The organism is Mesorhizobium sp. M0587 (assembly GCF_040320945.1).
In the GTDB taxonomy this organism is placed as follows: domain Bacteria; phylum Pseudomonadota; class Alphaproteobacteria; order Rhizobiales; family Rhizobiaceae; genus Mesorhizobium.
The window spans coordinates 143,204-157,580 of the sequence record NZ_JAMYQP010000007.1; the positions used below are offsets into that span (position 1 = coordinate 143,204).

The following is a 14,377-nucleotide window of genomic DNA, read 5'->3' on the forward strand; positions in this document are numbered from 1 at the left end:
GCGGCGGCATGGCCCTTTCCGTGCCCGCCATCATGAAGACGACGGCTGCGCGGCTTTCGGCGCTCTATCTGCTGCTATTCGCGCTCTGCGCGGTGCTGCTTGTCTTCTACATGACCTCGCTGTCGGCGCGCATGCTGACCGCGCAGACGCAAGAGACCATCAACGACGAAGTGCTCGGTCTGGCCCGGGCCTACCAGCGCGGCGGCCTGCCGGTGCTGGTGCGCGTGGTCGAGCAGCGCTCGCGCCAGCCCGGCGCCAATCTCTATCTGATTGCCGATGCCAACGGCCAGGTCCTGACCGGCAACGTGCAGAGCCTGGAGCCGGGCGTTCTCGACGATGAAGGCTGGACCAGCAATCCGTTCTCCTACCAGCGGTTTGGCGAGGGAGAACTCGAGCGCCAGCGCAACCTGTCCGCCGAGCAGGGAACCACGCAGCCCGAGCAGAACGAAACGCAGGCGCAGGGCGAGAAAGGCCACAACGCCATTGCCCTGGTGCTTCGGCTGCCGAACCAGATGATCATGCTCGTAGGCCGCGATCTGGGGGAGCCTGAACGGTTCCGCGCCGTGATCCGCCGCGCCCTGACGCTGGCGCTCGGCATGATGGGGCTCGGCGGGCTGCTGATCTGGTTCTTCGTCGGCCGCGCAGCTCTGAAGCGTATCGACGGCGTGTCGGAGGCGAGTCGTCGCATCATGGGCGGGGATCTTTCCGGCAGGCTGCCGGTTACCGGGACCGGCGACGAGTTCGACCGGCTTTCGGAGAACCTCAATGCCATGCTGGCGAGGATCGCAACGCTCAATGAAGGTCTGAAGCAGGTTTCCGACAATATAGCGCATGATTTGAAGACGCCGCTGACCCGGCTGCGCAACCGGGCCGAAGCAACGCTTTCCGGAAAGCACAGGATCACCGACTACCGCCAGGCGCTGGAAGGCACGATCACCGAGTCCGACCAGCTCATAAAGACCTTCAACGCCATCCTGATGATCTCTCGGCTGGAGGCTGGCTATTCTTCCGAGAGCACCAGCCGCGTCGATCTGGCCGTGGCGGTGCGCGATGTCGTCGAACTCTACGAGCCGGCGGCGGAAGAGGCTGGCGTTTCGTTGGAAGCCGAGGTGAACGGCGCCTTCGTTGTCGACGGCAACCGCGAGCTGATCGGTCAGGCGCTGTCCAACATCGTCGACAATGCGATCAAATATTCCACCGATTCCACCTCCAGGCCGTCGGTCCGGGTGACGCTCGAGCGCACAAATGGAGAGATCAGGCTTTCCGTCACCGATAACGGCCTGGGTATCCCGGACGATGCCGATCGCGCCCGGGTGACCGAACGTTTCGTGCGCCTGGAGAAGAGCCGCTCACAGCCGGGTTCCGGTCTTGGTCTTAGCCTCGCCAAGGCGGTCATGACGTTCCACTACGGACGGCTTGACCTCTTGCCGGGCAATCCTGGACTGTCCGTCGTCATGAGTTTCCCCGCACGGGAGGATCATTGATGGCGGCGGCTGCCAAGCGGACAGCGACGGACTGGCTGCTGAAGCCGGCGACCACGCTTGCCCCTCTCGACGAAGGCCGGGCACGCCAGGAACTGGCCGAAATCGCTGCCGTTGCCCGCGAAGAAGGGTTGGCGCGGTTGGCCAAATTCCTGTCCGGCAAGGGGGAGCGCCAGGATTTCCTGGCCGCGGTCTTCGACCTGTCGCCGTTCCTGCGCGACGTGGCGCGTCGCCGGCCGCAGATCCTGGACAGACTTTTCGACCAGGGAGTCGAGGCTCGGCTGAAAGCGATCTGCGCTGCGGTCGATCAGTCGCCGCTGGCCAAGGCGGTCTCTGAATCCGGCCTGATGATGGAGCTGCGCCAATGCAAGGCCGAGGCGCATTTCCTGGTCGCGCTGGCCGATCTCGCAGGTGAGGCCGAACCGTCGCTGACCGTGCGGCGGTTGAGCGACCTTGCCGACGCCTGCACCCGTGCCGCCGTCGACTTCCTGCTGCGTGACGCCCACGGTCAGGGCAAGCTTAAGCTGCCCGACCTCGACAATCCGTCCCGACAATCGGGCTGGATCCTGCTCGGCATGGGCAAGCTCGGCGCGCACGAACTGAACTTCTCTTCCGACATCGATCTCGTGGTATTCTTCGATCCGGAAGCGCCTGCTGTCGTCGACCTGCTCGATGCCACCGAATTGTTTTCGCGCCTGACGCGACGCCTGGTGCGTATTCTGCAGGACCGCACAGAGCACGGTTATGTCTTCCGCACCGATCTCAGGTTGCGCCCCGATCCAGGTTCGACTCCGCTGGCGATCCCGGTCGAAGCCGCGCTACGCTACTATGAGGCGCGCGGCCAGAACTGGGAGCGCGCCGCAATGATCAAGGCGCGGCCGGTGGCCGGCGATCTGGCCGCGGGTACTGCCTTCCTCAAGGAACTCCAGCCCTATATCTGGCGCAAATACATGGACTACGCGGCGATTGCCGACGTCCACTCGATCAAGCGCCAGATCCACGCTCACAAGGGTCATGGCGAGATCGCCGTCAAGGGCCACAACGTCAAGCTCGGACGCGGCGGCATCCGCGAGATCGAGTTCTTCGTCCAGACCCAGCAGTTGATCGCCGGCGGCCGCTTCCCGGAACTGCGCGGCCGCGAGACCGTGCCGATGCTCGGCCAGCTTGCGGCACGTGGCTGGATCACCGCCGACGCACGCGATGCGCTCGCCCGCCAGTATTGGTTCCTGCGCCGCGTCGAACACGCCGTGCAGATGGTGGCCGACGAGCAGACGCATACGTTGCCGGAAGACGACGAAGGGCTGGAGCGCATCGCCCGCATGCTCGGCTTTGCCGATGCGGCAGGCTTTGCCGGAGCGTTCCGTGCCTCGTTGCAGCAGGTCGAACGGCACTATGCCGCGCTGTTCGAAACAGCGCCGGAGCTTTCGGCGGGCATCGGCAATCTGGTCTTCACCGGCGATGTCGACGACCCCGACACCTTGCGGACCTTGCATGGTCTCGGCTTCCAGCGGCCAAGCGACATCTGCCGCGTCATCCGCGGCTGGCATTTCGGGCGCTACCGCGTCACCCAGTCGGCGGAGGCGCGCGAACGGCTGACGGAATTGACGCCGGCGCTGCTGCGCTCTTTTGGCCAGACGCGCCGGGCCGACGAGGCCGTGATCCGCTTCGACGAGTTTCTTGCCGGCCTGCCGGCCGGCATCCAGCTGTTCTCATTGCTGCAATCGAACCCGGCATTGCTCAAGCTGATGGCGACGATCATGGGCGCCGCACGTCGGCTGGCGGCGATCATCACGCGCCGGCCGCACGTTTTTGACGGCCTGCTCGACCCGGCCTTGCTGAGCGAATTGCCGGACCGAGCCTATCTCTCGGCACGGCTTTCCGCCTTCCTCGAAGGCGACAAAGCCTATGAGGACGTGCTTGACCGGCTGCGCATCTTTGCCTCCGAGCAGAAATTCCTGATCGGTGTGCGGCTGCTTGCCGGCTCGATCGACCCGGCCCGGGCCGGCCGCGCCTTTTCCGATCTGGCCGATCTCACCATCGAGGCCGCGTTGCAGGCCGTGATGACCGAGTTCGAAAACCGGCATGGCAGGGTTGCCGGCGGTGTGGTTTCGCTGCTCGGCATGGGCAAGCTCGGCAGCCGTGAACTGACCGCCGGATCGGATGTCGACCTCATCCTGCTCTACGACCACGATCCGGACGCCGAGGAGTCCGATGGCGAAAAGCCGCTGGCGCCGTCGCACTACTACAGCCGCATGACGCAGCGGCTGATATCGGCCGTATCCGCGCCGACCGCGGAGGGGGTGCTTTACGAACTCGACCTGCGGCTGCGGCCGTCCGGCAACAAGGGGCCGGTGGCCACCCATATAGATGCCTTCAAAAAATACCAGCGCCAGGAGGCTTGGACCTGGGAGCATATGGCACTGTCGCGGGCGCGCGCCGTTGCAGGCGATGCCGGGCTTTGCACCGAAGTTGAAACCGAGGTCGCGACACTGCTCGGCCAGCCGCGCGACGCGGCAAAGGTGATGGCCGAGGCCTCGGACATGCGCGCTATGATCGAGAAGGAAAAGCCGCCGCGCGACCTGTGGGACATCAAGCTGATCCCCGGCGGGCTGATCGACCTCGAATTCATCGCCCAGGTGGCTGTCATAACCGGGCAGATCGAAGCCGGGCCGCGTGCCACCGGCACGGCCGAGGTCCTGTCTCGTCTCGCGCCTGGCTTTGCCGGTGCCGGAGTCAGGCAGGAGCTTGGCGACGCCTATGCGCTTTATCTGGCGCTGACCCAGATGACACGGCTGTGCCTGACCGGCGCCTTCGAACGTGACGATGTTCCGCCGGGGCTTTCGGATCTGCTTCTGGCCGTCACCGACCTGCCGGATTTCGGTGTGCTGGAGGCACACCTCAAAGAGACGTCGCGAAAGGTCAGGAAGGATTTTGATCTTTTGCTTCGCACGGGATGACCGCGACGCGGTTGTTCCGGCCAGAGCACCGGACCCGAAAGTGTGAACCGGTTTTGGGAAATCCGATGCTCGAACTGAGAGACGGAGCGGCGACAGGATCGAAGATCCGACGCTCTGGCATCGGGGGTGACGATGCAACAGGAGAAGACTATGAGAAAGTCGACCAAACTTGCCCTTGCCTTCGTAGCCCTTGCCGGCGCCGTTGGCACCACCGCCTATGCCGAAAACAATGCCAGCGCGAAAATGCGTGATGGCATGATGATGCGCCTCGACAAAGCGATGAAGGATTCGAACGGCACCATCACTTTCGACCAGTTTTCCGATGCCATGAACGCGCGGCTGAAGAAGCTCGTTGCCGACAATGGCGGCAAGCTGACCGTCGCCCAACTCGCCGACGCGCTGGAGAAGGCGCGTTTCGAGCGGATGGCAAAACGTATCATCGCCCGCTACGACACCAAGGGCGACGGCACGCTGACCACCGAGGACATTACCGGTCGTGAGAAGAAGATATTCGCCATGATCGACAGGAACAATGACGGCAAGATCGAGAAGGGCGAACTGCCAAAGGGCGGCCACTTTGGCCGTCACCGCCAGTGGAGCGACGAAGGCAACGACAACGACGACGACGGCATGCAGTGAGATTGGCTGACCCGGGCTCCGGCAACGTCAACCGGAGCCTGGTTCAGGCTGCTTCCCTGATCGCCGGTTGCGGCTTTCTCACTGGAATGCGCACCGACACGATCGTGCCGACACCTTCGGTCGAGCGGATCTTCAGCGCGCCACCTTGCAGTTCAGCCAGTGAGCGGGAGATGGCGAGGCCGAGCCCGGATCCGGCATGGTTTTTGGAGAACTGGTTCTGCACCTGCTCGAAGGGACGCCCGAGCTTGCCGAGCGCCTCCTTCGGGATGCCGCAGCCATTGTCTTCGATCGTCAGCACCAGCGCCGCGGATGTGTTGCGGGCCCTGACCGATATGTGGCCGCCTTGGCCGGTGAATTTCACCGCGTTGGACAGAAGATTGATGACGATCTGCTTGATCGCGCGGCGATCGGCGAACAACGTCAACGCGTCGGCGATGCGCGTCTCCACGGCGATCGCCTTCTGTGCCGCCTGAAGCGAGACGACGCGGACCGTTTCGCTGATCAGCGGACCGAGATCGATCTGTTCGCGGTCCAGCGAGAACTGGCCGGCCTCGATCTTGGACATATCGAGAATATCGTTGATGACGCCCAGCAGATATTTGCCGCTGCTGTTGATGTCGGTGGCATATTCCTCATAGCGTGCCGATCCCAGCGGACCGAACAGACCCTGCTCCATCAGCTCGGAGAAGCCGATAATGGCGTTCAGCGGCGTGCGCAGTTCATGCGACATGTTGGCCAGGAATTCGGATTTGGCCCGATTTGCCGCCTCGGCGCGCTCGGTTTCCTTCATGTATTTGCGGTTGAGGTCGACCAGTTCGCGCGAGCGCTCCTCCTCGGCCCGGCGGGCGAGGCTGAGATCATGGATCGTCGCCATCAGCCGGCGTTCGCTGTCGACCAGCTTTTCCTGGTGCAGCTTGATCTGGGTGATGTCGGACCCGACCGAGACGATGCCGCCGTCCCTGGTCTTCAGTTCATTGACCTGTAGCCAGCGGCCGTCGGACAGCTGCCGCTCGAAAGTGGCGCCACCTTGCAACCCATTGGTGTTGGCGAGGCGCCGTTCCGAAGCAAAGGCCAGCATGCGTTCTTCCAAGGCCGCGCGCGTCACACCCGGCATCACATCGCGATCCGAAAGCCCGTTGTCCTGCTGGTACTTGGAGTTGCACATGATCAGGCGCTGGGCCGAATCCCAGAGCACGAAGGATTCGTTGATGTTCTCGATCGCGGTCCTCAGCCGAAGATCGGCCGCCTCCGAACGCAGCGCCAGATGGCGCTGTTCGGTGACGTCGACGGCGATGCCGATCAACTGGATCTCCGGTGCCTCCGGATCCATGACCTGTGCGCGGGCACGCATCCAAACCCATTGACCGTCGGCATGCCGCATCCGGAACACCTGGTCGATCTGGTCGATCTCGCGTGCGACTATTCGGTTGGCGATCTGGAACAGGTCGCCGTCCTCGGGGTGGATGATCTCGTCGACCTCGCCGAAGGACAGCATCGTGTCGCATGGCTCGTAGCCCAGCATGTCGTACATCGAGCGCGACCAGTACATCTTGCCGCGCACCATGTCCCAATCCCACAGGCCGCAGCGGCCGCGAACCAGTGCCATGTCGATGCGCTGATGCGCTTCAAGGTAGATGCGGTCGGCCGCCTGCGCGCGCGCCGCCTGTCCGAAATAGGCGTAGAGAATGATGATCAGAACGCCGGCTGTCAGCACGAACAGCGTGACGTTCAGCGAGACGGTTTTTCGCCATGCGTCGAAGACCGCTTCCTGCGGCACCAGCGCCGCCGCGGCTCCCTTCCTGTCCTTGGCCAGGCTGACCGCCGCATACCAGTCCTGGCCGCCTATGTTGACCTCCATGACGCCTGCGCGGTCACCGAACATGAACAGGGGCTGGCCGCCCTGGACGAGGCCGTCCAGCGAATGGCCCTGCCAGGGCACCGAGCGCGGGGTCACCGCGGTGATCTTGAAGGCGTCGTCGGTGATGACAAGTACGTGGCTGCGACCCATAGCGCCTTGGCGGCTGGTGGTCTCCAGCAGATCCTGTATGGCTCCTGGCAGCGTATCCGACGTGGTGGCAAGCGAACTGGCCAGCTGGCCAGCCGCCAGGGTAAGGATCGCCTTGGCATCGCGCTCCACATCGTCGCGCTCGTTCATCAGCGACAGGACGCGCAGCGCCGCGATGACCATCAGGAAGATGATGATGAGAGCCGGTATCGATCGGCGCAGCAGCGGCTCGGCGGCCAGAAGCCGCTTGTAGGCCGGTTCGGCGATGAGCCGCGTGTTTCCGGCAAGGCCGTCGCTTCGCGTCTCGCGACGCGTAAAAGCTATCCCACCGGGCGCGCCCCACGCGTCCGCCTTCGCCATAAATGGCACTCCCCGAATTTGCCTATGCTGTCTGGTGATCCGGCAAACACCGCACTTCCGAATCGTCAGTAAAGAATCAAAGGTGATTCGCCTTGTCCAGTGGTCCGGCCAAAAAAGATTAAAAATCGACTAAAATAACGCCGAAATGGGCAATGCTCGGCGTGGAGCACGGATCGTTGACAGGATGTAGTTTATAAACTACATCCTGTCATGATCATCTAAAGCAGACTGAGACGTTCCGAAAATGGTGGACGCGGCTAAAGGATGAGCGCGCCCGAGGCGCGATCTTCGCCCGGCTCGACCGGCTTGCTTATGGGCATACGGGAGATGTTGAGCCGGTAGGAGAAGGGATAAGCGAATTGCGTATTCACTACGGCCCCGGCTACCGCATCTATTTTCAGAAGCGAGGGAGCACGATCATCGTGCTCCTGTGCGGCGGCGACAAAGGCACCCAGAAGAAGGACATCAAGGTGGCGAAACGTCTGGCAAGAGAATGGAGTGAGTGACATGGCTGAAAAACTGACAACTTTTGATCCGGCTGAAGGCCTGACCTCCGACGAGGCAATTGCCGCATTCATGGCGGAAGCGTTTTCTTCCGAAGATTCCGGCTATATCGCACACGCGCTGGGTGTCGTAGCCCGCGCTAAAGGTATGGCCCAAATAGCGAGCCAGACGGGACTTTCGCGCGAGCAGCTTTATCGTTCGTTCAGCGAAAACGGCAATCCGACTCTGAAAACGACGATTGCCGTAATGAAGGCGCTAGGGATCGAATTGACCGCAAAGCCCCAGCAACATCAGCCTGGGCTGGTTTGACGGCCATCCGGAACTCCAATTTCGTTGTCCCGCAAGGGAAGGGCTAAGCCAGCGTTCGCTCGACGATATCACGCAGATCCGCCGACAGGTTTTCTGCATTGCCGATCGAAAGCAGAGCCTCCCTGGCCTTGGCTTGCCGGCCAGGTTCGAGCGAACGCCATGACCGCAGCGCTGTCGCCAGCCTCGCCGCCACTTGCGGGTTGCGTTTTTCGACCTCGAGCACCGTCTGCGCGAAGAACCGGTAGCCTTCGCCGTCGGCGCGATGGAAACCGGTCTGGTTGGCGCTGGAGAATGTGCCGATCAACGAGCGCACCCGGTTGGGATTGCCCATCGAGAAGGCCGGATGATTGGTCAACGCGCGCACCGTCTCGACCGTTTGCGGCCCAGGCACACTCGCCCGGATCTGGAACCATTTGTCCATGACCAGCGGGTCGGCCCCATATTGCGTCTCGAAAATCGCCAGTGCCTTGATGGCCTCGGACGAACCGTGATGGCGGTGCGCGAGTGCGGCGAGTGCTGCCGCGCGGTCGGTCATATTGCTCGCCGACTGGAAATGCGCGGTGGCAAGTGCCGCACCGCCCGGCTGCAGTGAGAGATAGTCCAGCAGGACGTTGCGAAGAGCACGCCGTCCGGCGCTTGCCGCGTCAGGACTGAACGCTTCCTTGTCGGCGAGGCGGTCATGGAGGCTGGAAAAGACGTCGCGATTTGCGCTGCCAATCGCCAATGCCAGCGCCTCGCGGGCCGTGTGAATGGCATCAGGGTCGATATTCCTGCCGATGTCGCGGGCAATGTCGGCTTCGCCGGGTAGCGCCAGCGCCAGTGCCCGATAGGCCGGCTCGAGCGTTTCGTCGCCGGCGATGCCGCCGGCAAGCTCGGTCAGTCGCGACGCGAACACTGGTCGTTTGCCGCCGAGAATCTCGCGGAACGCGGCGATCAGCGCATCGGTTAGAAGCGTGTTGAAAGCCTGCCAGCGTGAGAAGGCGTCGCTGTCATGGCGAGCGAGGAAGAACTGGTCGTCGGCCTTCTGTTCGATGGAAAGCGTTACCGGCGCCGAAAAACCGCGATTGAGCGACACGACCGGCCGTTCGGCAACGCCCGAAAAGCGCACCATGTGGCGGCGCTTGCGGACATGGATGACGCCGTTCTCCACGCTGGCGCCCTCGACGCCGCTATACTCGACCGGCTTGCCGCTCGCGCCGATCAGGCCGAAGGCGAGCGGGATATGCATCAGCCGCTTGCGGCTTTCGGAGGGCGTCGGCGGCACCGACTGCTCGATTTCGAGCGTGAATTCGTGCGCAGCCGGATTGTGCGTCGAACTGACCGTCAGGTTTGGCGTGCCTGCCTGCTGGTACCAGAGCGCGAACTGCGACAGGTCGCGACCCGACGCATCCTCGAACACCTTCATGAAATCTTCGATTGTCGCCGCGTCGCCGTCATGGCGCTCGAAATAGAGGTCCATGCCGGCACGAAACGCATCCGGCCCAAGAATGGTGCGGATCATGCGCACCACTTCGGAGCCTTTCTCGTAGACCGTCGCCGTGTAGAAATTGTTGATCTCGCGGTAGCGGCGCGGTCGCACCGGATGCGCCAGCGGGCCCTGATCCTCGGGAAACTGATGCGCGCGCAGCGTGCGCACTTCTGCGATGCGCTTGACCGCCCGCGAGCGCTGGTCGGCGGAGAATTCGTGGTCGCGGAAGACCGTCAGCCCTTCCTTCAGGCAAAGCTGAAACCAGTCGCGGCAAGTGATTCTGTTGCCTGTCCAATTGTGGAAATACTCATGCGCGATGATCGCTTCGATGTTGGCGAAATCAGCGTCGGTCGCGGTCTCCTGATCAGCCAGCACATATTTGTCGTTGAAGATGTTGAGACCCTTGTTCTCCATCGCGCCCATGTTGAAGTCGGAGACGGCGACGATGTTGAAGACGTCGAGGTCGTATTCACGGCCAAACGCCTCCTCATCCCACTTCATTGATCGTTTCAGGGCGTCCATGGCATAGCCAGCCAGCTTCTCCTTGCCGGGCTCGACATAGATGCCGAGCTCGACCTTGCGGCCGGACAGGGTGACGAAGCTGTCGGCGACCTTGCCGAGATTGCCGGCCACCAGCGCGAACAAATAGGAGGGCTTGGGGAAGGGGTCATGCCAGACCGCGAAGTGCCAGCCATCGCCGAGGTCCCCACCGTCGACGGGGTTGCCGTTGGACAGGAGCAGCAGCGCCTCGTTGCGCCGCGCCTCGATCCGCACGGTGTAGACGGATAGGATATCGGGGCGATCGAGGAAATAGGTGATGCGGCGAAAGCCCTCGGCCTCGCATTGCGTGCAATAAACGTTGCTGGAGCGATAGAGGCCCATCAGCGCTTCGTTGCCCGCCGGCGCCAACTCGGTCTCGATCAGCAATTGGAAGCGTTTCGCGGCAGGCGGCGTGAGGATGGTCAGTTGGTCTGATGTCGCCAGCAAATCCGCGGGCTTCGCTTTCCTGCCATCGATTTCGACGCGCTTGAGCGCCAGCCCGTCACCGTCAAGCACCAGCGGCGCCGATGCCGCTATGCCGTCACGACGCTCGACCGTCAGTGTTGCGGTGACGATCGTGGCGTCTGGCGAAAGACGGAATTCAAGGTTCGTTTCCGGAATGAGGTAGTCGCTGGGGCGATAGTCCTCGAGTTTGAAGACCTGGCCGGTGTCGGTACGCATTCCCTGGCTTTTCCTGTCTTTTCCAGCGACCGGGCATGTTGGGCCTGATCCAAAAAATTTGAAGCCCGCGCTCTTTACACGAAACGGTCCCTCGACAAAACTGCGGCAGAGCCTATTTCAGGCCTTCCTTTCCATCATCGCGAGGCATCCATGACCATCGTCACTCCGAAATTCGGGATGGGTGCATCCGTGCTGCGGCGCGAGGATACGGCCTTCATCCAGGGGCAGGGCCGCTACACCGACGACATTCAGCCAGCCGGCGTCCTGCATGGTTATGTCCTGCGCTCGCCGGTCGCCAAGGCAAGTTTCACCATCGGTTCGACCGATGCGGCAAAGGCGGCACCCGGCGTTCATCTGGTGTTGACCGGCAAGGACCTCGCGCACCTTGGCGACCTCAGGTCCGGCGTCATGCAGGACCAGCCGGACGGAACCAAGGCGCCGACCCGCGACATTCCGATCCTCTGCCGTGACCGTGTCAACTATGTCGGCGACGCCGTTGCCTTCGTCGTCGCCGACAGCCGCGCTTTGGCGCAGGATGCCGCCGAACTGATCGACGTCGACTACGACTCCGAGGACGCCGCATCCGGCACGGCGACGGCGCTTGCGGAAGGCACGCCGCTGGTCTGGCCGGAACTCGGCTCGAACCGCGCATTTACCTACCACATGGGCGACAAAGCCAAGACCGACGCGGCTTTTGCCAAGGCCGCTCATGTCACCCGTATCGAATTCGTCAACAACCGGCTGGTCTGCAACTACATGGAGCCGCGCTCGGCGATCGGCGAATGGAACACGCAGGAGAACCGCTTCGTGCTGACCACGGGGTCGCAGGGCGTGCATTCCATGCAGTATATCCTGGCCGGCCTGTTCAAGATCAAAAAGGGTCAGATTCGCGTCATCACGCCGGATGTCGGCGGCGGTTTCGGGCCGAAAAGCTTCGTCTACCGCGAACATCCCCTGGTGCTCGAAGCGGCGAAACGGCTCGGCCGTCCGGTGAAATGGGCCGGCGACCGCACCGAGCACTTCTTGACCGACGCGCAAGGCCGCGACAATGCGGTGACGGCCGAAATGGCGCTGGACAAGGATGGCCGCTTCCTTGGCATGAGGGTGAACCTGCTCGCCAATATCGGCGCCTATGTCTCGCAATACGGCCCTTTTATTCCCTACATCGGCGTCACCATGTCGACCGGGGTCTATGATATCCAGGCGCTCGACGTTTCGGTGACCGGCCTCTACACCAACACCTGCCCGGTCGATGCCTATCGCGGCGCCGGCCGGCCGGAAGCGGCGTTCCTGCTCGAAAAGCTGGTCGATGCCTGCGCCCATGATCTCGGCCTGCCCGTCGAAGAGATCCGCCGCCGCAACTTCATCCGGCCCGAGCAGTTTCCCTACCGCACCCAGACCGGCCGCCTGTACGACACCGGCGAATTCGCCGGCCATATGGACCGCGCCATCGAACAGGCGGAATGGAAGGCATTTCCAAACCGCCTCGAGCAGGCGAAGGCAGGCGGAAAGATCCGTGGCATCGGCATGGCGACCTATATCGAGGCCTGCGCGTTTCCCGGCTCCGAACCAGCCTTTGTCGAACTTAACGGCGACGGCACGGTGACGCTCAAGATCGGCACCCAGACCAACGGGCAGGGACACGCCACCGCCTACGCGCAGTTCCTGTCGGAAAAGCTCAACCTCGACATCGACAAGATCCATGTCCGCCAGGGCGACACCGACGAATTGAAGGCAGGCGGCGGCACCGGAGGCTCGCGTTCGATCCCGCTCGGCGGCGTCTCGGCTTCGCGCGCCGGCGAGGACCTGGCCAACAAGATCAAGCGCATCGCCGCCGATGAGCTGGAAGCTTCGGCCGGCGATATCGAATTGTCTGATGGAGTTGCCCGCATCGTCGGCACCGACCGTACGATCGATTTTTCAACCATCGCCAAGGCCGCCAAGACGCCGGACGATCTCAAAGGGTTCGGCGAGTTCGTCCAGGACGAGTGCACTTATCCGAACGGCACCCACATCTGCGAGGTCGAGATCGATCCCGATACCGGCGCCACCGAGATCGTCCGCTACACCATCGTCGACGATTTCGGCGTCACCGTGAATCCGCTCCTGCTTGCCGGTCAGGTGCATGGCGGCGTCGTGCAAGGCATCGGCCAGGCGCTGACCGAGGACACCGTCTATGGCGAGGATGGGCAGCTGCTGACGGCGAGTTTCATGGACTACGCCATGCCTCGCGCCGACGATTTCCCGTTTTTCCATTTCGAGACCCGCAACGTGCCTTCGACAACCAATGCGCTGGGCATCAAGGGGGCAGGCGAGGCGGGCACGATCGGCGCGACACCGGCGGCCCTCAATGCCGTGACCGACGCACTCTGGCGCGCCTATGGCATCCGGCATATCGAGATGCCGGCAACACCGGCGCGAATCTGGGCCGCGATCCGGGAAGCCACGGGAGCGTGACCGCAAGCCCGGTCAGCTCATCGGTCGCGCCCAGCGATCATGCCGTCGGGCACGACACGCTCACCGGCATCATGCTCAAGATCGTCTCGGTCGCGGTCTTCGTCTGCATGTCCACCTGCATCAAGGCGGCCGGTACGGTGCCGGCGGGCCAGATCGTGTTCTTCCGCTCCTTTTTCGCCATCTTTCCGATCATCGGCTTCCTCGCCCTCAAGGGGAACCTTGGCACGGCCTTTTCGACCAAGCGCCCGCTCAACCACATCGCGCGTGGTGTCGTCGGTGTCTGCGCGATGGGCCTTGGCTTCTTCGCGCTGACCCGGCTGCCGCTGCCCGAGGCGATCACGCTGAACTATGCGCAGCCGCTGCTGGTGGTGGTGTTCAGCTCGATGTTCCTCGGCGAAGCCATCCGCGTTTACCGCTGGAGCGCGGTCGCCGTCGGTCTGGTCGGCGTGCTGATCATCTCCTGGCCCGAACTGACGCTGCTGAGTTCGCACGAGGCGCTCGACGATCAGGAAGTGCTCGGTGTCGTTGCAGCTCTTGTCGCGGCGGCGATCTCGGCCGTCGCGATGCTGCTCGTGCGCAACCTCGTCCAAAGCGAGCGCACCGCGACCATCGTGTTGTGGTTTTCGGTGACGGCGAGCGCCATGGCGCTGCTGTCGCTGCCCTTCGGCTGGCAGGCGCTGACGTCGGTGCAAGCGGCTCTTCTTGTCGCCGCCGGCTTCTGCGGTGGCCTTGGCCAGATCCTGATGACATCGGCCTATCGTCACGCCGAGGCGTCGGTGGTGGCGCCCTTCGAATATACCTCGATGATCCTCGGCGTCGTCGTCGGCTATCTCGTCTTCGGCGACGTCGCCACGCTCAACACGCTGGCCGGTGGTCTGATCGTCGTTGCCGCCGGTATCTTCATAATCTGGCGCGAACGCCAGCTGGGTTTGGAACGCACTCGCACACGTAAGGCGGCCTTGCCGCAGGGGTGATC

The 14,377-nt window shown here is 63.1% G+C and carries 8 protein-coding genes and 1 pseudogene; 7 read left to right on the plus strand and 2 right to left on the minus strand.

Annotated features, from left to right (window positions below):
- Window positions 1-8 precede the first annotated feature (8 nt).
- The 3 genes from NKI49_RS09030 (at window position 9) to NKI49_RS09040 (ending at window position 5,077) form a co-directional block, all read left to right on the plus strand.
- Entirely contained in the window at window positions 9-1,484 is a 1,476-nt protein-coding gene (locus tag NKI49_RS09030; RefSeq protein WP_352599606.1) for a sensor histidine kinase, read from the plus strand.
- Window positions 1,484-4,438, plus strand: a complete 2,955-nt coding sequence (locus NKI49_RS09035; RefSeq protein ID WP_352599608.1) for a bifunctional [glutamine synthetase] adenylyltransferase/[glutamine synthetase]-adenylyl-L-tyrosine phosphorylase — start codon at window positions 1,484-1,486, stop codon at window positions 4,436-4,438. The genes NKI49_RS09030 and NKI49_RS09035 overlap by 1 nt, the downstream gene beginning before the upstream one ends.
- 150 nt (window positions 4,439-4,588) lie before the next feature.
- The gene (locus NKI49_RS09040; protein ID WP_352599610.1) at window positions 4,589-5,077 is read left to right on the plus strand and encodes an EF-hand domain-containing protein; all 489 of its coding nucleotides are present in this window, start codon (window positions 4,589-4,591) and stop codon (window positions 5,075-5,077) included.
- Window positions 5,078-5,120: 43 nt separating this feature from the next.
- Here the strand turns inward: NKI49_RS09040 and NKI49_RS09045 are convergent, their stop codons facing one another.
- Entirely contained in the window at window positions 5,121-7,442 is a 2,322-nt protein-coding gene (locus NKI49_RS09045; protein ID WP_352599612.1) for a PAS domain-containing sensor histidine kinase, read from the minus strand.
- Window positions 7,443-7,660: 218 nt separating this feature from the next.
- Here NKI49_RS09045 and NKI49_RS09050 point away from each other — a divergent pair.
- Both NKI49_RS09050 and NKI49_RS09055 read left to right on the plus strand, forming a co-directional pair.
- Window positions 7,661-7,948 (plus strand): annotated as a pseudogene (locus NKI49_RS09050) (type II toxin-antitoxin system RelE/ParE family toxin); the annotation flags it as partial.
- Between the two features lies 1 nt (window position 7,949).
- A complete protein-coding gene (locus NKI49_RS09055; protein ID WP_352599614.1) occupies window positions 7,950-8,255 on the plus strand; it encodes an addiction module antidote protein in 306 nt (101 codons plus the stop codon).
- Window positions 8,256-8,298: 43 nt separating this feature from the next.
- Here the strand turns inward: NKI49_RS09055 and pepN are convergent, their stop codons facing one another.
- On the minus strand, window positions 8,299-10,944 hold the full coding sequence (gene pepN / locus NKI49_RS09060) for an aminopeptidase N (protein WP_352599616.1): 2,646 nt from the start codon (window positions 10,942-10,944) through the stop codon (window positions 8,299-8,301).
- 150 nt (window positions 10,945-11,094) lie between these two features.
- On the opposite strand from pepN, the gene NKI49_RS09065 reads away from it, so the two are divergent.
- Both NKI49_RS09065 and NKI49_RS09070 read left to right on the plus strand, forming a co-directional pair.
- Complete coding sequence (locus NKI49_RS09065; RefSeq protein WP_352599618.1) at window positions 11,095-13,401, plus strand: xanthine dehydrogenase family protein molybdopterin-binding subunit; 2,307 nt, start codon at window positions 11,095-11,097, stop codon at window positions 13,399-13,401.
- A gap of 71 nt (window positions 13,402-13,472) precedes the next feature.
- Window positions 13,473-14,375, plus strand: coding sequence for a DMT family transporter (locus tag NKI49_RS09070; protein WP_352599761.1), 903 nt, complete (start codon window positions 13,473-13,475; stop codon window positions 14,373-14,375).
- The last annotated feature ends 2 nt before the right edge of the window (window positions 14,376-14,377 follow it).

Coding starts and splice junctions, on each gene's coding strand:
- NKI49_RS09040 (WP_352599610.1), top strand. CDS start 4,589: ATGAGAAAGTCGACCAAACTTGCCCTTGCCTTCGTAGCCCTTGCCGGC.
- NKI49_RS09035 (WP_352599608.1), top strand. CDS start 1,484: ATGGCGGCGGCTGCCAAGCGGACAGCGACGGACTGGCTGCTGAAGCCG.
- NKI49_RS09045 (WP_352599612.1), bottom strand. CDS start 7,442: ATGGCGAAGGCGGACGCGTGGGGCGCGCCCGGTGGGATAGCTTTTACG.
- NKI49_RS09030 (WP_352599606.1), top strand. CDS start 9: ATGGCCCTTTCCGTGCCCGCCATCATGAAGACGACGGCTGCGCGGCTT.
- NKI49_RS09070 (WP_352599761.1), top strand. CDS start 13,473: ATGCTCAAGATCGTCTCGGTCGCGGTCTTCGTCTGCATGTCCACCTGC.
- NKI49_RS09055 (WP_352599614.1), top strand. CDS start 7,950: ATGGCTGAAAAACTGACAACTTTTGATCCGGCTGAAGGCCTGACCTCC.
- NKI49_RS09065 (WP_352599618.1), top strand. CDS start 11,095: ATGACCATCGTCACTCCGAAATTCGGGATGGGTGCATCCGTGCTGCGG.
- pepN (WP_352599616.1), bottom strand. CDS start 10,944: ATGCGTACCGACACCGGCCAGGTCTTCAAACTCGAGGACTATCGCCCC.